Origin of the sequence: Actinomadura fibrosa (assembly GCF_900659615.1) — a bacterium.
Classification (GTDB): Bacteria; Actinomycetota; Actinomycetes; order Streptosporangiales; family Streptosporangiaceae; genus Spirillospora; species Spirillospora fibrosa.
In genome coordinates this window covers 1-18,777 of record NZ_CAACUY010000178.1, presented here as the reverse complement: position 1 = coordinate 18,777, position 18,777 = coordinate 1, and the positions used below count along the sequence as shown (strand labels likewise).

At 72.0% G+C, this 18,777-nt stretch carries 18 protein-coding genes; 4 read left to right on the top strand and 14 right to left on the bottom strand.

All coding sequences use genetic code 11. The annotated features are described in order from the left end of the window. The coding region (egtA, locus tag E1300_RS36250) for an ergothioneine biosynthesis glutamate--cysteine ligase EgtA (protein WP_370785503.1) at positions 1–1,061 on the bottom strand (1,061 nt) is incomplete at its 3' end. A gap of 240 nt (positions 1,062–1,301) precedes the next feature. Between egtA and E1300_RS36245 the strand changes: the two genes are divergently transcribed. Further along, positions 1,302–2,582, top strand: a complete 1,281-nt coding sequence (locus E1300_RS36245; RefSeq protein WP_131761635.1) for a hypothetical protein — start codon at positions 1,302–1,304, stop codon at positions 2,580–2,582. A 15-nt stretch (positions 2,583–2,597) separates the two neighbouring features. On the opposite strand, the gene E1300_RS36240 is transcribed toward E1300_RS36245, so the two are convergent. Both E1300_RS36240 and E1300_RS36235 read right to left on the bottom strand, forming a co-directional pair. Beyond that, a complete protein-coding gene (locus E1300_RS36240) occupies positions 2,598–3,347 on the bottom strand; it encodes a rhomboid family intramembrane serine protease (RefSeq protein WP_131761634.1) in 750 nt (249 codons plus the stop codon). A 340-nt stretch (positions 3,348–3,687) separates the two neighbouring features. Beyond that, positions 3,688–5,298 (bottom strand): MFS transporter, encoded by a 1,611-nt coding sequence (locus E1300_RS36235; protein WP_131761633.1) that lies wholly within the window; start codon positions 5,296–5,298, stop codon positions 3,688–3,690. A gap of 164 nt (positions 5,299–5,462) precedes the next feature. Between E1300_RS36235 and E1300_RS36230 the strand changes: the two genes are divergently transcribed. After that, a complete protein-coding gene (locus tag E1300_RS36230; protein WP_131761632.1) occupies positions 5,463–6,143 on the top strand; it encodes a TetR family transcriptional regulator in 681 nt (226 codons plus the stop codon). A 66-nt stretch (positions 6,144–6,209) separates the two neighbouring features. Here E1300_RS36230 and E1300_RS36225 read toward each other — a convergent pair whose 3' ends face one another. The 3 genes from E1300_RS36225 to E1300_RS36215 form a co-directional block, all read right to left on the bottom strand. Further along, positions 6,210–6,407, bottom strand: coding sequence for a DUF397 domain-containing protein (locus E1300_RS36225; RefSeq protein WP_131761631.1), 198 nt, complete (start codon positions 6,405–6,407; stop codon positions 6,210–6,212). Between the two features lie 86 nt (positions 6,408–6,493). Continuing rightward, on the bottom strand, positions 6,494–6,697 hold the full coding sequence (locus E1300_RS36220; RefSeq protein WP_131761630.1) for a DUF397 domain-containing protein: 204 nt from the start codon (positions 6,695–6,697) through the stop codon (positions 6,494–6,496). An 18-nt stretch (positions 6,698–6,715) separates the two neighbouring features. Next, on the bottom strand, positions 6,716–7,585 hold the full coding sequence (locus tag E1300_RS36215; RefSeq protein WP_242619606.1) for a helix-turn-helix domain-containing protein: 870 nt from the start codon (positions 7,583–7,585) through the stop codon (positions 6,716–6,718). 184 nt (positions 7,586–7,769) lie between these two features. Here E1300_RS36215 and E1300_RS36210 point away from each other — a divergent pair, with 184 nt between their 5' ends. Next, positions 7,770–8,510, top strand: coding sequence for an ATP-binding protein (locus E1300_RS36210; RefSeq protein WP_131761629.1), 741 nt, complete (start codon positions 7,770–7,772; stop codon positions 8,508–8,510). Here E1300_RS36210 and E1300_RS53610 read toward each other — a convergent pair whose 3' ends face one another. The 7 genes from E1300_RS53610 to E1300_RS36180 form a co-directional block, all read right to left on the bottom strand. Then, a complete protein-coding gene (locus tag E1300_RS53610; RefSeq protein WP_278045413.1) occupies positions 8,511–8,636 on the bottom strand; it encodes a hypothetical protein in 126 nt (41 codons plus the stop codon). Continuing rightward, the gene (locus E1300_RS36205) at positions 8,636–9,778 is read right to left on the bottom strand and encodes a methyltransferase domain-containing protein (RefSeq protein WP_242619605.1); all 1,143 of its coding nucleotides are present in this window, start codon (positions 9,776–9,778) and stop codon (positions 8,636–8,638) included. The genes E1300_RS53610 and E1300_RS36205 overlap by 1 nt, the downstream gene beginning before the upstream one ends. A 74-nt stretch (positions 9,779–9,852) precedes the next feature. Further along, positions 9,853–11,019, bottom strand: coding sequence for a lipid-transfer protein (locus E1300_RS36200; protein ID WP_131761628.1), 1,167 nt, complete (start codon positions 11,017–11,019; stop codon positions 9,853–9,855). Continuing rightward, entirely contained in the window at positions 11,016–12,302 is a 1,287-nt protein-coding gene (locus E1300_RS53605) for an OB-fold domain-containing protein (protein ID WP_131761627.1), read from the bottom strand. Before E1300_RS53605 ends, E1300_RS36200 begins: the two co-directional genes overlap by 4 nt. A 14-nt stretch (positions 12,303–12,316) precedes the next feature. After that, complete coding sequence (locus E1300_RS36190) at positions 12,317–13,489, bottom strand: acyl-CoA dehydrogenase family protein (RefSeq protein ID WP_131761626.1); 1,173 nt, start codon at positions 13,487–13,489, stop codon at positions 12,317–12,319. A gap of 1 nt (position 13,490) precedes the next feature. Next, a complete protein-coding gene (locus tag E1300_RS36185) occupies positions 13,491–14,606 on the bottom strand; it encodes an acyl-CoA dehydrogenase family protein (protein ID WP_131761625.1) in 1,116 nt (371 codons plus the stop codon). Then, positions 14,607–16,445, bottom strand: coding sequence for an AMP-binding protein (locus E1300_RS36180; RefSeq protein ID WP_131761624.1), 1,839 nt, complete (start codon positions 16,443–16,445; stop codon positions 14,607–14,609). Positions 16,446–16,887: 442 nt separating this feature from the next. On the opposite strand from E1300_RS36180, the gene E1300_RS36175 reads away from it, so the two are divergent. Beyond that, positions 16,888–17,415, top strand: coding sequence for a TetR family transcriptional regulator (locus E1300_RS36175; RefSeq protein WP_242619607.1), 528 nt, complete (start codon positions 16,888–16,890; stop codon positions 17,413–17,415). 277 nt (positions 17,416–17,692) lie between these two features. Here the strand turns inward: E1300_RS36175 and E1300_RS50565 are convergent. Continuing rightward, the coding region (locus E1300_RS50565) for a CU044_5270 family protein (protein ID WP_165503145.1) at positions 17,693–18,777 on the bottom strand (1,085 nt) is incomplete at its 5' end.

The window sequence follows — 18,777 nt, the reverse complement described above, 5'->3', positions numbered from 1 at the left end:
AGGGCCGCGTCGGACAGGCCGCAGCGGGCGGCGTCCGCCCACCGGTCCGCGACCGGCTCCGTCGCCGCCTCGGCCACTGCGGACGCGGCCGGGTCGTCCAGCAGCGCGGCGGCGACGGCGACCGGGACGGGCCAGTACCGCGCGGGCAGCGCGTCGATCATGCGCAGCTCCAGCCAGCCGCGCGGGCGGACGGGCGGGAACAGCGTCGACAGGTGGTAGTCGAGGTCGGCCTCGCCCGGCTCCCCCTTGTCGATCCACTCGCGGAACGACATGCCCGGGTCCGACACCCACGTACCGGCCGCCGTCTTCACGAGCATGACCTGCGCGTCGAGGGCGTAGCGGGTCCACGCCTCGGCGGGATCGGCGTCCGCGCCGTCCCGCAGGACGGGCAGGGTCCGGGCCGGGTCGAGCTCGGTCCAGATGCCCTGCCGGGACGAGCGCAGCCCGGTGCGGCGCCCGGCGCGCAGCGGCGAGTTCGCGAACGCGGCGACGAGCACGGGCCCGAGCGCGTGCGCGAGCCGCCAGCGGCGGGCCGCGTCGGCGGTGTCGGCGCCGATGTCCAGGCACACCTGGACGGACGCGGTCGAGCACATCATCGCGAGCCCGGCGTCCGCGTAGCCGCTCGCGGTGAAGAAGTCGCGCATGCACTGGTAGCGGGGATGCTCGGCCTGGAAGTACGGCCGCCGGACGGGGTCGACCCCGTGGCCGGCGAGCGCCAGCCCGGCCGGTGCGAGCGCGTCCCGGACGTGCGCGATGTCGCCCGCCAGCGCGGCGTGCAGCGGCGCGAGCCCAGGGAACGGCGCGGAGCTCAGCTCAAGCTGCCCGCCGGGCTCGTAGGTGATCCGGCTGCCGCCCGCGGGCGGCCCGGCCGCCTCGACGAGCGCCCGGACCCGCCGCGCGGGCACGTGCGCGGACGGGTCGGACGCCTCGACCACGAGCCACTCGGTCTCGGCCCCCACGGTCCCCGGCGGACCGGTCTTGAAACAGACGCCGCATATGTACTGGTAGACGTCGTCCACGGTCAGGCGCGTCACCGTCGGCCCCCCTCCGAATTCGATCACGGGTTCGAATCCTTCCCTGGTGAACCGGATCAGGAATCCGACAAATCTCGTGAAGTTGTTTAAATTCGTGTGAACCGTCACGCTCAGCAGTGGATCCGGTCACGGTGGGTACTATTCGACACGCTGTCCGGTCCCGGACTTCTCACCTGTTGACGGAAGACGCTAGAGTCCCGATACCCGCCGGTATGTCCTGGTGTTCGCGGACGGACCGGCACCGGCAGCGACGAACCGGGAGGTCACATGCGCGGAGACCTCGGCTCCCTCTACGACGCGCACGCCGCCCGCCTCTACGCCCACTGCTGGTCGCTGCTCGGCGACGAGGGCGCGGCGGCGGCCGTCGCCGACACCTTCGCCGCGGCGGTGCACCAGCCGCCGCGGGGCGACAGCGTGCTCTGGCTCTACTCGCTCTCCCGCTCGGCCTGCGCCGAGCGCGGCGCCTTCGCCGACCGCGGCGCGCTCGGCGGCCGCGGCGGCCTGCTGTTCGCCGGGCAGGACCCGCTGCTGCGCGCCGCCGGCACCCTCCGCGCCGACCACCGCGAGGTGCTGCTGCTGTGGGCGGGCGAATGGCTCGAACCGCACGACATCGCCCGCGTCCTCGGCATCGCCCCCGACACCGTCGCCCAGCTCCTCAACGCCGCCCGCACCCGCCTGGAGCGCTCCGTCCTCGACACCCTCATGCGCGGGACGGCCGGAGCGCAGCCCGAGCTGATCACGGCGTTCGAGAAGGGCAGGCTGCCGCAGCTCCTCGCCCGGCGGGCCCCGTCGCAGGCCCCCGGCTGGCTGCGCGACCAGGTCCTCGCCGCCTGCGAGGAGGAGGCCGTCCGGCCCCTGCCGAGCGTCATCTCGCCGAGCCCGCTCGTCGTGATCGGCCAGGGCGACGCGTCCCGCAAGCACGGCGCGCAGCGGTCGGGCAGGCGCGGCGCGTCCGGCGGGATGGTCTCCAAGGGGCTCGGCGCGGTCGCCGGGATCGCCGCGTCCGCCGCCGCCGTCGTCGGGCTGCTCGTCTCCTGGCCCACGGCCAAGGGCGGCGGCGCCGCGTCGCTGGTGCCCACCGCGAGCAACGGCCACACCGAGCCCGCGTCCACCGGGACGAACGGGCAGCAGAGCCCGCCTGCCCTCACCGGTTCCGAACGCTCGACGGGCGGGACGAAGACCGACGCGTCCGGCAACCCGGTCACGAGCGCGTTCGACGGCCAGCCGGAGGCCGCCGGAGGATCCACCGGGAGCACCGGCGGCACCGCTCCGGGCACGCCCGCGCGGAAGCCCGCGGCGGACCCGTCCGCCGGCAAGAAGCCGGCGTCGAGCACCCCGTCCAAGCCGGAGAAGCCGACCACCCCGCCCGACGAGACGCCCACCACCCCGCCGGACGACACGCCCGACCCCACGACGCCTCCGGACGACGGCCCGGGCACCACGGACCCCGCACCGCCCACCACCCCCGAGGACCCGCCCGCGCAGGACCCCGGAACGCCCAGCCCGAATCCGACGACGAACCCCGCGCCGAGCCCCGACCCGAGCTGACGCCGTCCGCGGACCTCAGGACTCGGAGGGGACGGCCCTACCGGTTCCGTGCGGGGTGGCGGCGTCCACGACCCCGGTGACGGCCCGCGCGACCTTCGCCTCGGCCGCCCCCGCGACCTCGATCGCGTGCGCGACCTGGGCGGACGCGCGCCCACCGGCGCCCGCGCGCCGCCGCTCCAGCAGCAGGAGCAGCCCGCCGACCAGGGCGCCCGTCACCATGGCGACGAGATGCCCGACCGCGGCGACGTCCAGCGACAGCAGCCCGTCGAACAGCACCGGGACGAGCGCGCACCACCCGGCGAGCGGCACCAGCCGCCGCCAGCGCCCCGGACCGTACAGGAACGCCGCCACGAGCGCGGCGCACAGCACGTAGGACGGGCCGACGTCCGGGATCGTCCGGATCGAGTCGGACAGGAGGCCGAGCTCCAGCCGGACGAACGCGATCCCCTGGCTGACGACCGTCCCGAGCACGTGCGAGATGGACACGAGCAGCACCGTGCGCGCATTGCCGAACCGGCGCGTCACTGGGAACAGCCCGACCGCGGCCAGGACCAGCAGCACCCCCTGCGACCCCTCCGCGACGAACGCCGACGCGACCATCGAGCCGACGGGGTTGACGGCCAGGTTGGCGAGGTTCGTGCTGGCCCACGCGATGACCGCGTGCCGGTCGCCCGGCGGCAGGACGCAGACCTGCACCAGCCACATGGCGCCGAACAGTCCCAGGAAGGCGAGCGGTGCGGGATACCGCCTCAGAAATCCGTGCATCGTCCCGAGCCTAGGTGCTCATGAAGTGTCGGACGGCCGATACCCGGAACGTCGATCGGAAACCATGCGTCGCGGCCACGCGTCCATGCCTCTCGTGCGAGGAGCGCAGCACGCCGTCCCGGGGCGGCCTTACATGGGACGACGTGCCGCTGTATTTGTGCAATCCCGGCCCGCGATGCTCGCCTTGCGGCTCGCATCGCGACCGTGCTTGGGCGAGCGCTGCATCGCTTCGCGATCTCCGCGGGGAGGCTCGCCTCCGGCGTCGCCTCCCCGCGTCGTCAACGCGCTCGCGTGCGTGGCCAGGGCCTCCGTGCGCCGGCCAGACGCCTTCGTCCGCCTGCTAGGCGACGGCGGCGCCGTCGACCGGGGTGCTGCCGCGGCGGACGAGCAGCGCCGCGAGGATCGCGACGACGGCCACGGCTCCGGCGACGGTCAGCGAGGTCTGGAAGCCGTCCATGAACGCGAGGTGGCTGCCGTTCGTGATCGCCTCCGCGGTCGGCGCCGGGGTCCCGGGCGGGACCGGGGCGACGCCCTGCGACACGATGCCGCCCTGGCCGGACAGCTGCTGCGCCGCAGTGCCGGGCACGCCCGCGCCGGTCAGCCGGTCGACCAGCACGTCCCCGACCTTGGTGGACATCAGCACGCCGAGCACCGAGGTGCCGAGCACGCCGCCGATCTGCGACGCCGTCTGCTGGAGCCCGCCCGCGACGCCCGCGAGATGCGCCGGGGCGTTGCCGACGATGGCCTCCGTCCCCGCGACGATCACCATGCCGAACGCCAGCCCGACCAGCACGAACCACGGCCAGAGCTGCACGTACGGGGCGTCGACGCCGATCCGCGCGAGCCCGAACATCGCCGCGGCGGTGAAGCCCATCCCGAGCGCCAGCGGCAGCCGCGGCCCGAACCGGTTCGTCAGCGCGCCCGCGATCGGCGACGCCACGATGAAGATCCCGGTCATCGGCAGCATCCGGACGCCCGCGTCCACCGGGCTCATCCCGTGCACCTGCTGGAGGTACAGGGTGATGAAGAAGATCGTCCCGAACATCCCGAAGAAGCCGAGGACGATGAGGCCCGTCGCCGCCGACAGCGACACCGAGCGGAACAGGCCGAGCGGCAGCAGCGGGCTCTCGGCGCGCGTCTCGTTGGCCACGAATGCGGCGAGCAGCACCGCGGCGGCGGCGAACGACACCAGCGGCACCGCGTCGCCGAAGCCGTGCTCGCCGGCCTTGATCAGGCCCCAGACCAGCGCGAACAGCGCACCGGTCAGCAGCGCGACGCCGGGGATGTCGAACGAGCCCCGCGCCTCCTCGTCCCGGGACTCGCGGATCACCCACAGGCCCACGAGCAGCGCGACCACGCCGAGCGGCGCGTTCAGGAAGAACACCGACTCCCAGTTGACGTTCTCGACGAGCAGCCCGGCGACGATGGGCCCGCCGGCGATCGAGATGCCGACCGTGGAGCCCCAGATGCCGATCGCGGCGTTCAGCTTGTCGGGCGGGAACGTGTTGCGCAGGATGGCGAGGCTCGCGGGCTGCAGGAGCGCCCCCGCGAACCCCTGCACGACCCGCCAGAAGATGACCATCCCGAGGCCGCCGGACAGCCCGATGAGGACCGAGGCGGCGGCGAACCCGATCACCCCGGCGAGGAAGGTGCGCTTGCGCCCGAACCGGTCGGCGATCTTCCCGGCGGGGATCAGCGTGACGGCGAGCGAGAGCAGGTAGGCGTTGGTGACCCACTGGAGGCCGGACAGGTCGGCTCCGAGGTCCTTGGCGATCGCGGGGTTGGCGATGGACACGACGGTGGCGTCCAGGCCGACCATCATCACGCCGAGCGCGACGGCCACGAGCGTGAGCCACGGGTGCCCGTACCCGGAGCGCGCTCGCCGGCCGGGCGGCGCGGAGCGTTGGACGGGGCCCGAGTTGAGCACCTCGGCGCCCTGCGACTGAGTCATCTTCGGCCTCCGTACGAGGGGCTCGACGTTGCGGATGCCTAAAACTGTCACACCACGACACTTGTCGTCAAATGCCGACCGACACACCAGGACATGATTCAGATCACGACATCAGTCGTCACCTGCCGGTTGGCTGGAGGTCTTCGGATCGTTACACTTCGCACATGACCGCGACCGCCCCCGAGGCCCACCCCGCGGGTCCCGGCACCCAGCCCCCGGGCAGGCGCGAACGCAAGAAGCAGCGCACCCGCGAGGCGCTCGTCGACGCCGCGTTCAGCCTCTTCGCCGAGAAGGGGTTCGACGCCACCACCGTCGAGGAGATCGCCGACCGCGTGGACGTCTCGTCCCGGACGTTCTTCCGCTACTTCGCCTCGAAAGAGGACGTCGCGCTCACCTTCCAGGAGGAGCAGACCCGCGCCGTCATGGCGGCGCTGGCCGAGCGCCCCCCGGACGAGCCGATCATGACCGCGCTGCGCCACACCGTGGTGGAGATCGCCCGCGCCTGCGAGCGCGGCGAGCTGGGCTTCGACCCGAGCCGCTTCCAGTGCCTGCTCACGATGATGGCCGAGAGCCCCACCCTCATGGCCGGCAGCCTGGAGCACGCGCAGAAGAAGCAGCAGATCCTGACCGACATCATCGCCGAGCGCATGGGCCTGGACGCCGCGTCCGACCTGCGCCCGCACGTGATCGCCTCAGCCGCCACCTGCGGCTTCCAGGCCGCCGCCGACGTCGCCCGCCGCTACGAGAACGCCTTCGGCACCCTCTCCGAAACGGTGGACGCCGCCTTCGCCATCATGGAGGAGGGCCTGAACCTCCCCCCAAACCAAGCCGGCAACGCCAACTAACACCTGCGGACGCCCCGGCTCACCAGCCAGGCGATGGCACCACCCTGCCGCCGTCCAGGGGAGGTGCTACAGGTCGAGCGCGCCGTGCTTGATCCGCCCCACCAGCGCGCCCCAGGCCGCCCCGTCCAAGACGAGGGCGCCGTCGTGGGGGTCCTTCGAGTCGCGGACGAAGTGCTGGGAACCGGCGGCGCAGACCTCCACGCACCCGTTGCCGCCCTCACTGTGGCTGCTCTTCCGGAAGGCGGTCTGGATGAGATCGGACATCGTGCCACTCCTAACGATCACCGTCGTCCGAGCCGTTCGGGCATCGCCAGCGGCGATGCAGCGAGGGACGTCCGATGATGACGTGGCTACCAGTCCAGCGCGCCTTGCTTGATCCGTCCAACCAGCAGCTTCCAGGACGCCCCGTCCAAGACGAGCGTACCCCCATGCGGATTCTTCGAGTCGCGGACGAAGTGCTGGGAACCGGCGGCGCAGACCTCCACGCACCCGTTCGCGCCTTCGCTGTAACTGCTCTTTCGGAACGTGGCTCGATCAGGACGAAGGTTGGACACTTTGCCCCTCCTTGTGCGTCATTGTCCTGCTAGCTGTTCGATCATAGCCAGCGACTCCCGGGGACTCAGTGCCATGGCCGCCATCTGCTCGAACGCCAGCGCGTACGTGTGGACCTCCCGCTCCTCCTCGATGTACAAGGCGCTGGTCATGTTCTCCACGTACACGACGTCCGGCGTGAAGCGCTCGGGGAAGCCGAGGATGGCGAAGCTGCCGACGACGCCAGGATGGCCGCCCGCACCGAACGGCATGATCTGCAACATCACGTTCGGCAGGTCGGCCAGCTCGATGATGCGCCGGTACTGGGCACGCATCACCTCGGGGTCACCTATGACTCGCTTGAGCGCCATCTCGTCCAGGACGGTCCACAGTCGCGCCGGTTCCTCACGTTCCAGCCATGCCCTCTGGCGAGCCATACGGGCGGCGACGCGTCGTTCCACTTCAGAGACGGGGGCGAAGCGCATCAAGATCGACTTAACTACGTGGAAGGTGTAGTCGTCGGTCTGCATCAGCCCGTGGACGAGCCCCATCGTGTACGAGTTGAGCCACTCCGCTTCGGCCTCAAGCCCCATATAGGTGGCATAGTCCGTCGGGAGACTAGCCTCGTAGGTGTCCCACCAGCCTCGCTGCCTGCTCGTCTTGCAGAAGTCGACCAGCGCGTCACAGCGCGGGCCGCTCAACCCGTAGAGCGCGAGCATCTCCTGCACCTCGGCCGAGGTGACTCGACGGATCGCATTCTCGATCCGAGACAGCTTGGTTTTGCTCCAGCCGAGCCGCTCGGCGGCCTCCTCCAGGTTGAGGGGCGTGGTCGTCTCACGGAGTCGCCGAAGTTCACCGGCGAGACGGCGTTCGCGGATGGTGGGCGGCCTGGCTGACATGTGACCGAGCATGCCCGCTCCGTAGTCGGCCCACAAGCGGAATCCGCGAGCCAACTCAAAACGATCACAGATTTCTTCCTTAAAACAGTTGCGCCCTAGAGGGCCACCGGCGCACCATGTGAACCCGATCGAGCACACAGAGTGACTGATTGATCACCATATGCGCGGAGCTGGTCCGCCGACGAAAGAGCTCACGATGGACGATGCGAAGATGCCCGAACTGGCCACGGGTGGGGTGTGGGCTTGGCGGCTTCCTTTGGACGAGAGCGGGCCGGCGGCGGCTCGGGCGTTGCTGGGGGAGGCCATGGCGGGGCTCGGGCTCGGCCGGGACGTGATCGAGGACGGCAGGCTCGCCGTGTCCGAGACGGCCACCAACGCGTTGCGGTACGGGCGTCCCGTCCTGGGCGTCGGGCCGCCTACATCGCCTGAGCTTTGGGTTTGGGCGCGGACCGTGCCCGCTCCTCAGCTCGTCGTCTCGGTGTTCGACGGCGCGCGGGACGCGCTCCCCCGCGCGTCCGGGGCGGGGTTGCTGGACGAGCACGGCAAGGGGCTCGGCCTGCTCGGCGGAGTCACCTCCGCGTGGGGCAGTTCGCCGACGCGCTCACGCCTCGCCGAGCAGGTCGTCCGAGGGAAGACCGTCTGGTTCGCGTTGCCGCTGCCATGCCAGTGGGCGGGACGGTCGTTCGAGGTCCATCCGGGGACGGCCGCGCAGTGCCTCCTCCTCAACGTCACGCGGCGGGGATTCCAAGGGACGTGCGGCAGCGAGGATCGCGGAGTCTGCCTCGTCGCCCTACAGGGCCTCAACGTCTGGGTTCACCGGCAGCACTTCTGCTGGTGGGCCTCCCCGAAGCGCTACGTCCGGCGCCCGCTCATCGACCTCCAGGAGACCGCCGAGGAGATCGTCCGCCACCTCGACCGCTTTCCTTCCGCGCACTAGTCAGACCTTGCCGGTGCCTCGGCAGCCTGAGCAGGACCTGTGTTCGGTCTTGTTGTCCATGTTGACGGTCTGCTGCCCCGTGCCGTTGCACATCGAGCAGTCCTCCTGCTTGCCGTGTTTGCCCATCACACGCTCCTGACAGGATTCTTTGGGTCGTCGAGCCATAGGTGCAGGCCGTCTCGGGTCACGGTTGCGCCGTATCGCTCCGGGCTCGGGCAGTTGTGCTGCTTCCACCAGCGGAACGCCTCTTGCAACTCGTTCCACAGGTTGCGGGGGCCGCGTTGGCGCACCAGCGTTTCACCCGTGCCTGGACTGCGGACGGCCAGTGCGTGCGAGGTCGCTGAGCGGGCTGCCACGCGGAGGGTTCCATCCGCATGCTGGCCGGCGCTGCCGGAGACGCCTGGGAGCAAGCCCGCGACGGCGAGGGCGAGCCCACCTTGCTCAGCGAAGAACACCCCGAGATCGAAGCCGGTCGTGGATTCTCGTGCTTCGCCGGTGAGCGGTTTCACCGTGGGACGCTGATCGCGTAGCAGCATGAAGCCGCACTGCCCCGCCATGCGTCCTCTTGCCGCGCCGTCCTGGACGGTGAGGTTGAGCAGGTGGCCTGCGCCGTCCCAGCCCGGCATCCACGGCAGGACGATCACTCCGCCCCGCCTGGTCTGCTCCACCCACGCATACGGGACCGTCGCCGCTCCGGCGGTGACGTGCACTCGATCGTAGGGTGCGGCGTCCGGCCATCCGTGTGCGCCGTCGCCCACGACCACGCGTGGCGCATATCCGGCGGATTCCAGGTTGGCGGTCGCACGTGCGGCCACGGCTTCATCGATCTCTATGGTGACGACGTTCCCCTGCCCTACCTGGCGGGCCAGCAGCGCGGCGGTCCAGCCGGTTCCGGTGCCGATCTCCAGAACTCGATGGTCGGGAGCGGCGTCCAGGAGGGTGAGCATCTCCGCCACCAAGCGCGGCGCTGAACATGAGCTGGTCGCCATCGCCGCTGGATCCGCCTTTGTGGTGGCGGTCAGGTCGACGGTTCCGTCGTCGAGTTGGGTCCCGATCGCGAGGTCGCTCCGCACCATGGCCTGCCATCGGTCCGGGTCTTGGCGGCGGTCGATCCAGGACGCCGGGTCGTCCAGCACCGGCCCGATCAAGCCGATGTCCGGGATGAAGGGCTCGCGCGGCACCAGCTTCAGCAGCTCACGCCAGTCCAGAGGTGTTGGAGCTTCTCGACCGGTGTCGTGCGACCGTCCGATGCCCGACGTGCATTTCACGTCACTTACCGTAAGGGGCTTCGGCGCTGTCTTCCTATCGCTGGTGACGTCAACGTGGCGACGCCGGGCGGGTGTTAGTTGGGGGTTGTGAGGATTAGGCCGCTGGTCGGGACGCCTGTGCCGGCCGTCACCAGGACGTTCTCAACGTCCGGGACCTGGTTCGCCGAGGTGCCGCGGATCTGGCGGACGCCCTCGGCGATGCCGTTCATGCCGTGGATGTACGCCTCACCCAGCTGACCCCCGTTGGGGTTGACCGGCAGCCTGCCGCCGAGCTCAATGCCGCCCTCCTTGATGTAGTCCTTGGCCTCGCCGCGTCCACAGAAGCCCAGTTCCTCCAGCTGAACCAGGACGAACGGGGTGAAATGATCGTAGAGGATCGCGGTCTGGACGTCGGACGGGGCCAGGCCCGACTGGCGCCAGAGGGTGTCGCCGACGTTGCCCATCGCGGGGAGGGTGGCGATGTCGCCCGTGTAGTAGCTGAACATCATCATCTGGTCGGGGCCGGTGCCCTGCGCGGCGGCGGCGATCACGGCGGGCGGGTGCGGGAGGTCGCGGGCGCGTTCGGCGGACGTGACGAGCAGGGCCACGCCGCCGTCGGACTCCTGGCAGCAGTCCAGGAGGTGGAGGGGGTCCACGATCCAGCGGGACGACTGGTGCTCGTCCAGGGTGATCGGGCGGTCGTGGAACCACGCGGCGGGGTTGGTGGACGCGTGGCGGCGCATGGCGACGGCGACGCGGCCGAAGTCCTCGCTGGTCGCGCCGTATTCGTGCATGTAGCGGCGGGCCTGCATCGCGACCCAGGCGGCGGGGGTGGCGAGGCCGAAGGGGAGGTGCCAGGAGAACTCCAGGCCGGTCGAGTCGGCGCGGCCGGACGCGTTGGCCTGGCCGAAGCGGTGGCCGGAGCGCTCGTTGAACGCGCGGTAGCAGACGACGGCGTCGGCCTGGCCGGTGGCGACGGCCATGGCGGCGTGCGCGACGGTGCCGCAGGCCGCGCCGCCGCCGTACTCGACGCGGGAGAAGAACCGCAGGGCGGGGATGCCCAGTTCGCGCTGGACGGCGATCTCCGCGTTGGCGTCGGCGGAGAAGGTGACGAGGCCGTCGACGTCGGCGGGTTCGAGGCCGGCGTCGCGGATCGCGGCGAGGCACGCTTCGGCGGCGAGCTGGAGTTCGGAGCGGCCGGACTCCTTGGAGAACTCGGTGGCGCCTATCCCGGCGATCGCCGCCTTGCCGGACAGGGTCATGAGGTCTCCTTGAAGGTGACGGTGGCCGTGACGTGGTCGCCCAGGCTCACCCGGCCGCGGACGGTCAGGGTGCGGTCCCCGGTCGGCTCACCGGTCAGGACGAGCGTGTCTCCGGCGTAGGCGGGTGCGCCGAGGCGGAGCGCGATGTTCTCCAGTGTGGCGCCGGGGTGCTTTTCGAGGGCGTAGCGCTGGACGAGCCCGATCGTGGTGAGGATGTTGAGGAAGATGTCCTTCGAGCCCTGCGCGCGGGCCAGCGCCGTGTCGTGATGGACGGGCGTGAAGTCGCGTGTGGCCAGCGCGGTCGAGATGACGAACGTCGGGGTCAGGTCGATGGCGAGGGCGTCGTCCGGGATGGGGGCAGGTTCGGCGGCCGTCCTCGTCTCGGGTGGTGGCGCGTCGGCCGGGATCCACTGCGGGAGGGTCAGGTCGTCGTCCATGCGCTCGAAGGCGAGGCGGACGGGCATGCCGATCCGCACGTCCTCGGGTGCGCAGCCGTTGACGTTCCCGACGATCCGGACGCCCTCCTCAAGCTCGACCACCGCGACCACGTAGGGCGGCGTCCGGCCGGGGACGGGCGGGTGGTGGTGAACGACGTAGCTGTACACCTCGCCGTTTCCTGAGGCGACCACGTGGTCCCGGTTCAGGGAGTGGCAGGACGGGCACATCGGTCCCGGCGGGTGGCGCAGTGTTCCGCAGTCGGCGCAGCGCTGGATGCGCAGCTCGCCCGCTTGGACGCCGTCCCAGAAGAACGCGGTGTCGGGGCCGATCGCGGGACGCAGCGGGTAGCGGCCGCTCTTCGCCGCCGGTTTCGCGGGGCGCTTGCGGGGTTTGAACTTCAGGACGCGGAACAGCATCTCGGCGACGCGTTCGTCGTTCTCGTCGTACCAGCTCTGGAACCAGGTGACGAAGTAGCCCTCGCCCATCGCGGTGTTCTTCGGGCCCGCGACGCCGCCGAACCGCATGGTGGAGTGGAGCCGCTCGCCGACCTTGACGTACCGGTCGTAGGTCTGCTCGCAGTTGGTCGCGACGACGCCGGTGTAGCCGCTGTCGTCCAGCAGCCGCAGCGGCTCGTCCGCGACGCCGCCGGCCTTGCGTTCGAGGCCGGGCATCGACCACACCTGGATCATGGCGGGCGGCGCGACGTCGTCCCAGGTCCTGGGGTCGCCGAGAGCCTGTGTCCAGTTGCGGATCATCGCGGCGTTCACCGGGTCCTGGCACGGCGGCGAGGGTCGCTCGCCCGCCGCGGCCAGCCGCTCGGCCAGTGCGGTCAGTTCGTCGTGCACCTGGGGTCCTCTCGTCAGCGCGGGGCGCGGGGCAGGCCGAGGCCGAGCATCGCGATCAGCTCGCGCTGGATCTCGTTGACGCCGCCGCCGAAGGTCAGCACGACCGCGCCCTTGACGCTGTGGTCGAGCGTTTCGAGGAACTCGGCGGTGGCGGGGTCGCCCGGGTCGCCGTAGCGGGCGAGGACGTCGCCGACGATCCGGCCCACGTCCTGCTTGCGCTCCGAGCCGTAGATCTTCGTGGCGGACGCGTCGGGCGCGCCGAGCCAGCCGAGGTCCTGGTTGGCGGCGACCTGCCAGTTCAGCAGCTCGTTGACGCGGAGGTACGCGCGGACCTGCGCGACGGCGCGGCGGACGGCGGGCTCCTCGATCAGCGGGCGGCCGTCGCGTCCCCTCGTGGTGCGGGCCCACTCCGCGAACCGGTCGTAGGTGCTGCCGATGTTGCCGGCCGGGCCGAGCGTGACCCGCTCGTGGTTGAGCTGGTTGACGATGAGGTCCCAGCCCTTGTTCTCCTCGCCGATCAGCATGTCCGCCGGGACGCGGACGTCCTGGTAGTACGTCGAGTTGGTGTGGTGGCGGCCGTCCATCGTGACGATCGGCGTCCAGGAGAAGCCCGGGTCCTTGCAGTCGACGATGAGCATCGAGATGCCCTTGTGCTTCTTCGCGGCGGGGTCGGTGCGGGCGGCGAGCCAGACGTAGTCGGAGTAGTGCGCGCCCGACGTGAAGATCTTCTGCCCGTTGACGACGTAGTGGTCGCCGTCCTTGACCGCGGTGGTGCGCAGGGACGCGAGGTCGGTGCCCGCGCCCGGCTCGCTGTAGCCGATCGCGAAGTGGCACTCCCCCGCGAGGATCCGGGGCAGGAAGTACTCCTTGTGCGCGTCCGTCCCGTACTGGAGGATCGTCGGCGCGACGGAGTTCAGCGTGATGATCGGGTACGGGACCTCGGCGCGGGCGATCTCGTTGGCGAAGATCTGCTGCTCCAGCGGGCCGTAGCCGCGGCCGCCGTACTCCTTCGGCAGCGCGACGCCGAGCATGCCGTCGTGGCCGAGCCGCTTGCAGTGCTCCATGTAGGACGTGCCGAACGGGTCGTCCGCGATCGCGGCCCGCTGGTCGGCGTCCAGGCAGTTCTGGAAGTACTCGCGCAGCTCGGCGCGCAGCCTCTTCTGCTCGGCGGTCAGGTCGATGAACATTTCAGGCCTCCTGCGCCACGAGCGCGCCGAGTGAGTCGAGGCGGTCTTCCGCACCGCCGAGGAGGTGCCCGAGCTGCTTGCCCCAGGCGAAGTAGCGGTGCAGCGGGTAGGTGACGTCCAGGCCGATGCCGCCGTGCAGGTGCTGGCAGGTGTACAGGGCCTTCACGACGGGGTCGCAGGCGTTGTACGCGGCGATCGCGAGGTCCTCGTCGGCGTCGGCGGCGCCCTCGGCGAAACGCCACACGCCCGCCCAGACCGCCACGTCCAGGGCGCGCTTGGCGATGTAGACGTCGCCGATCTGCATCGTGACGGCCTGGAACTGCGCGAGCGCCCGGTCGAACTGCTCGCGCGTCTTCACGTACTCCTTGGTCAGCTCCAGCGCGCCCTCGATCACGCCGGACGCGAGCGCGACGGCGCCCGCGACGGCGGAGCGGCGCAGCGTCTCCCAGGCGGCGCCGTCGGCGGTGCCGCCGAGCAGGGTGTCCGGGCCGACGCGGACGCCGTCGAGCGCGACCCGCGACAGCGGCTCGGTGGTCGCGGACGGCTGCGGCGTGATCGTCACCGCGTCCGGCTCCACGAGGAAGACGCCGATGCCGCCGCCCTCGACGCGGGCGGGGATCAGGATGCGGGCCGCCTCCCGCGCGTACGGCACGAAGGTCTTGACCCCGTCGAGGACGTGGCCGTCCCCGTCCGGGCGGGCGGTCGTGTTGACCTCGCCGGCCGGGCCGACCTCCCGGTAGGCGCCGGTGAGGACGGTCTCGCCCTCGGCGAGCGGGGCGAGGAGCGCCCGCTGCTCCGCCGTGCCGTGCCGCCCGATCGGGACGGCCGCCAGCGCCAGCGACGCGTACAGCGGGACGGGCGCGGTCCGCGCGCCGGCCTCCCGGAGGATCACCGCCAGCTCGACGGGCCCGAGCCCCGCGCCGCCGGCGTCCTCGGGCAGCACGATCCCGAGCAGCCCCGCCTGCGCGAGCGCCTTCCAGGCCGCCACGTCGTACGCCGGATCGTCCTTCCCGCGCTTCTCGAACGCCTCCAGGCGCTCATGCGAGGACTCGCGCGCGAGCAGGTCCGCGGCGAGCCCCCTGATCTCTTGCTGGGTCTCGTCGAGGTTGAAGTCCACTCATCCGCTCCCTTCCAGGAGGTGCAGGCGGCCGCGCCGCTCGAACTCGGTCCGCAGCCGGGCCGCGTCGTCGGCGGTCATCCGGCGGTAGGCGAGGTCGCGGCCGGGCCGCCACCACACCGGGTCGTCGGTGCGCCAGCCGTCGCCCGCCAGCCGCCGCTTGAGGATCTTGTTGGACGCCGTCGCGGGCAGCTCCCGCGCCACCCGCACGTACCGGGGCGGCCACTTCGGGCTCAGGTCCGCGCGCCCGCGCAGGTACGCCGCGAACGCCTCGGGGTCGAAGTCGTCGGCGGCCAAGGCCAGCATCACCTGGTCGCCGGACGCCGCGTCCGGGACCCCGTACACCGCGAGCTGGCGGACGCCGGGCAGCTCCGCCAGAACGCGTTCCACCTGCGCGGCGCCGAAGTTCTCGCCGTCCACGCGGAGCCGGTCGGCCGATCGTCCGGCGAAGAAGACGTAGCCGTCCGCGTCGGCGTAGGCGTGGTCGCCGCTCCAGAACATGCCGTCGCGGAGCCGGTCCGGGGCGTCCTCGTTGTAGTAGCCGTCGAAAAGCCCGAGCCCCGCCGTGTTGACCAGCTCGCCGATCGCCTCGTCGCCGTTCAGCAGCCGTCCGACGTCGTCGAACCGGGCGGGCGGGCACGGCTCACCGGTCGCCGGATCGAGGATCGCGATGCCCTCGGTGAGCCGTCCGAGCGCCCCGGGCGGGCCCTTCGGGTCGGCCGACAGCGCGATCGCCGTCTCCGTGGACCCGTAGCCGTCGACGACGACGCAGCCGAACCGCTCGCCGAACGCCTTCTGCTCCAGCGGCGCGGCCTCGTTCCCGAACGCGAACCTCAGCGGGTTGTCGCGGTCGTCCTCGCCGGGCGGCGTGGCCAGCACGTACGACAGCGCCTTGCCGACGTAGTGCATGTAGGTGCAGCCGTGTTCCCGCACGTCGGGCAGCACGCCGGACGCCGAGAACCGGGCGCGCAGCACCAGCTCGGCACCGGCCGCCAGCGCGGGCGCGTACGCCGCCATGACCGCGCCGGAGTGGAACAGCGGCATCGGGCAGTAGACAACGGACCCGGCGTCCAGCATTCGCCCGGCGAGGTTCTCGCCGGGCACGACCACCTTCCGGTGCGTGACGCGGACCGCGCGAGGCCGCCCGGACGTGCCCGACGTGAAGATCAGCATGAGCAGCGTGCCGGGGCCGATCGCGGACGTGTCGGGGAGCGGCGCGTCCTCGAAGCCCTTGAACAGCGTCCGGTACTCGTCGCCGTCGATGTCGTGGACCGGAATGCGCTCCCGGCGCCGGTCCGCCCGATGGTCTGGTCGGGGGTCTTCACCACGATCCGTCCGGTGATCTTCAGCGCGGTCCGTCCGGCGATCTCCGCCACCGTCGCTCCGGCGGTTCTCGTCGCGGTCCATCCGGCGGTCTTCGCCGCGGTCGGCGTTCTGGTTGGCGCCGCGGTCGGCGTTCTGGTTCGCGCAGCGATCTTCGAGGAGCTGGGCGAGCGCGGCCGCCCGTGCGGCGTGACCGGCCTGGGTGACGATGAGGTCGCAGTCGGCGCGCTCGGCGTCGTCCGCCAGTTCGGCAGCGCTCCGCGTCGGGTTGAGCGCGACGACGACCGCGCCCGACAGAGCCGCCCCGCCGAGCAGGAACACCAGCTCAGGCACGTTGTCGAGGAGAACGCCCACGTGGACGGGACGGTCCGCCCGCGCCTGCCGGGCCATCCAGGCGGCCCGGACGGCGCACTCGGCGACGACCTCGCGCCACGTCCAGGACCGTCCGTCGTCGGCGGACCGCAGCCCGGCGCCGTCGTCGGCCGCCCGCGCCTCCAGCCATCCCGCCACGCTCACGGGGCACACCTCCCGCCTGGCCGCGCCGCCCGCCCTGCCCGCCACTCTCAGGCGAAAAACTAGAACAGATTCTAGTCTGTGTCCAGGGGCGTGATCGGGACCGCCGGAACCCCGGTTCTCCTCGTTCGCGGCGGTGCGCCGGACCCGGCGCCCGGCCCGGCGGCGTCCGGCGCGCCGTCCGCTCAGATAACACGTTCTCGCATGGGCTGTACGCTAGGGGGCAGCAGGCGAACGAGGCGGGCCGCCGCCCGCCCATGGAGGGATGACGACCGTGACCGCAGAGCCGACAGTGACCGAGGACGACGCCTCCGGTCAGCCCGCGGTGGACGACCCGGCGGCCGACGCCCCCGGGCGGGCCACGGGCCCCGGCGCGGGAACGGGCGCGGGAGCGGGCGCCGGGCAGAGCGTCCGCTCGCGGAGCCAGCACCAGCGGCGGCGCCGCATCGTCCAGGCGGCGGCCGCGCTCGCCTCGCGGGGCGGCATCGAGGCGATGCAGATGCGCACCGTGGCCGAGCGCGCCGGGGTCGCGCTCGGCACCCTGTACCGCTACTTCCCCTCGAAGATGGACCTCGTCGTCGCCGTCGTCAGCGAGGAGCTCGACCTGCTGGAGGGCAGCATCGAGCGCCGCCCGCCGCGCGCCGGCGCCTCGCCGCACCGGGCGGTGGAGGTGCTCATGCGCGCCACCCGCGGCCTGATGCGCGAGCCCGAGCTGGCCGAGGCGCTGATCCGCTCACTCCTGCTTTCGGACGTCAAGACCGACTTCGGCGACCGCATGACCGGCCTGCTGCTGCGCGCCGCCGTCGGGCCCGAGAGCGAGATCCCCGCCGACGACCCGCGCCGCGTCGTCGCCAAGGCGCTCACCAGCGTCTGGACGATGGAGATGATCGAGATGCTGCGCGGCCACGCGACCGCCGACGAGATCCAGGCCCGCCTGGAGATCTCGTCCGCCCGCCTCCTCACCGACCCCTGACCCGACCCACAGCCCATCGCTGATCCGCCCCGCGACACCGCCGCACACCGACCAGGACGGCGCGCGGACCGGGCATGCGGGAGCGGCCGGGCGCACGGAACGGCCGGGCGGACCCGACCAGGACAGCGCGCGAACCGGGCTTGTAGAGCGGCCGGTCGCGTCTGCCCGGCCGCGTAAGAGCGGCCGGGCAGACGCAACCGGTTGGACGCGGACAGGCGGGAGTGGGCGTGATGGAGCGGCCGGACTGGGGCCGGCCGCTTCCGTTTGGCGTCTTAGATCAGGGGCGTTGGCCTGGTTTGTCTACGATGCCTGCGTTGAGGCGGACGGTGAGGTTCTGGAGTTCTCCCTTCCGCACCGACAGGGTTCCGTCGTCGCCGCGGCTCGTGTGGTTCTTCAGGGCCACGGACCGTTCGCCGAGGTAGGCGTACGTCTTCGGGTCGAGGAGCAGCTCCTCGTGGAGCCAGCCCTCGGCGACGCGGCCGAGCCCGATGGCCGGACGGCCCGCGGCGTCGGCGCGTCCCTTGGCCAGGGTCACGCCGGGGATGAGCTTGATCGCCCGGAAGACCGCCGCCTCGATGCGCGGCGGCAGCATCTGGTCGCGCAGGATCGCGCCGAGCATGCCGTAGGCGGTGCTGTAGCGCCCTTCGGGGGTGTCCCCGAGCCCGCCCACGTCCGTGTAGATCCGGTCGAGCAGCGCCTTCGGATCGGTGGGGAGCGCCGAGAGCGAGGCGTAGTCGGACGGCGGCGTCGTCGGCAGCATGCCCGACAGCACGAGCCTGCCGTTCTCGTAGCCGGCGCTCACCTTCCCGTCCGCGCGCTGCCAGCGCCGCACCACGGCGGTCCTGGCCGGGTCCTTGTAGCGCGAGCCGTTCGGCTTCTTCCCGGTGCGCATCCGGGACTCGACGAAGATCCACTGGTCGGGTCGCGGCGGCGTGAACGGGCGCGTCTCCGCGGTATGCGCGGCGCGTTCGAGCGCCTCGGACGCGTTGGCCACCGGTCCGGCGGGCACGCCGGGCACGACCGGCCGGGGCCGCCCGTGCTCGTCCGTGCCCCCGGACGACTGCACCACCGTGACGCCGGTCGCGATCGCCGCGGCGAGCACGCCGACCGCGGCGAGCCGCACCCCGGTCCGCGGCATCCGCATTCCCCACCGGCGCCGGGCAGCGGCGGCCCGCCCGTCCGCGGCGCCGGTCTCGGCGAGGGCGGCCCGGCTCGGCGCGATGGCCTCCACGTCGACCGTGTCCCGGCTCGGGGCGGCGCCACTCCCGAAGGCAGCGGCAGCGGGCTCGTGGGAGGCGTCGCGGTACGGCGCGGGCGTGGCCTCGGTGGCCACGCCCAGCGCACGCCCGGCCTTGGCGACGA

Bases quoted from the DNA above. Each gene is read 5' to 3' on its own strand.
- E1300_RS36245 (WP_131761635.1), top strand. From the start codon at position 1,302: ATGCGCGGAGACCTCGGCTCCCTCTACGACGCGCACGCCGCCCGCCTC.
- E1300_RS36240 (WP_131761634.1), bottom strand. From the start codon at position 3,347: ATGCACGGATTTCTGAGGCGGTATCCCGCACCGCTCGCCTTCCTGGGA.
- E1300_RS36235 (WP_131761633.1), bottom strand. From the start codon at position 5,298: ATGACTCAGTCGCAGGGCGCCGAGGTGCTCAACTCGGGCCCCGTCCAA.
- E1300_RS36230 (WP_131761632.1), top strand. From the start codon at position 5,463: ATGACCGCGACCGCCCCCGAGGCCCACCCCGCGGGTCCCGGCACCCAG.
- E1300_RS36225 (WP_131761631.1), bottom strand. From the start codon at position 6,407: ATGTCCGATCTCATCCAGACCGCCTTCCGGAAGAGCAGCCACAGTGAG.
- E1300_RS36215 (WP_242619606.1), bottom strand. From the start codon at position 7,585: ATGCTCGGTCACATGTCAGCCAGGCCGCCCACCATCCGCGAACGCCGT.
- E1300_RS36210 (WP_131761629.1), top strand. From the start codon at position 7,770: ATGGACGATGCGAAGATGCCCGAACTGGCCACGGGTGGGGTGTGGGCT.
- E1300_RS53610 (WP_278045413.1), bottom strand. From the start codon at position 8,636: ATGGGCAAACACGGCAAGCAGGAGGACTGCTCGATGTGCAACGGCACG.
- E1300_RS36200 (WP_131761628.1), bottom strand. From the start codon at position 11,019: ATGACCCTGTCCGGCAAGGCGGCGATCGCCGGGATAGGCGCCACCGAG.
- E1300_RS36190 (WP_131761626.1), bottom strand. From the start codon at position 13,489: ATGTTCATCGACCTGACCGCCGAGCAGAAGAGGCTGCGCGCCGAGCTG.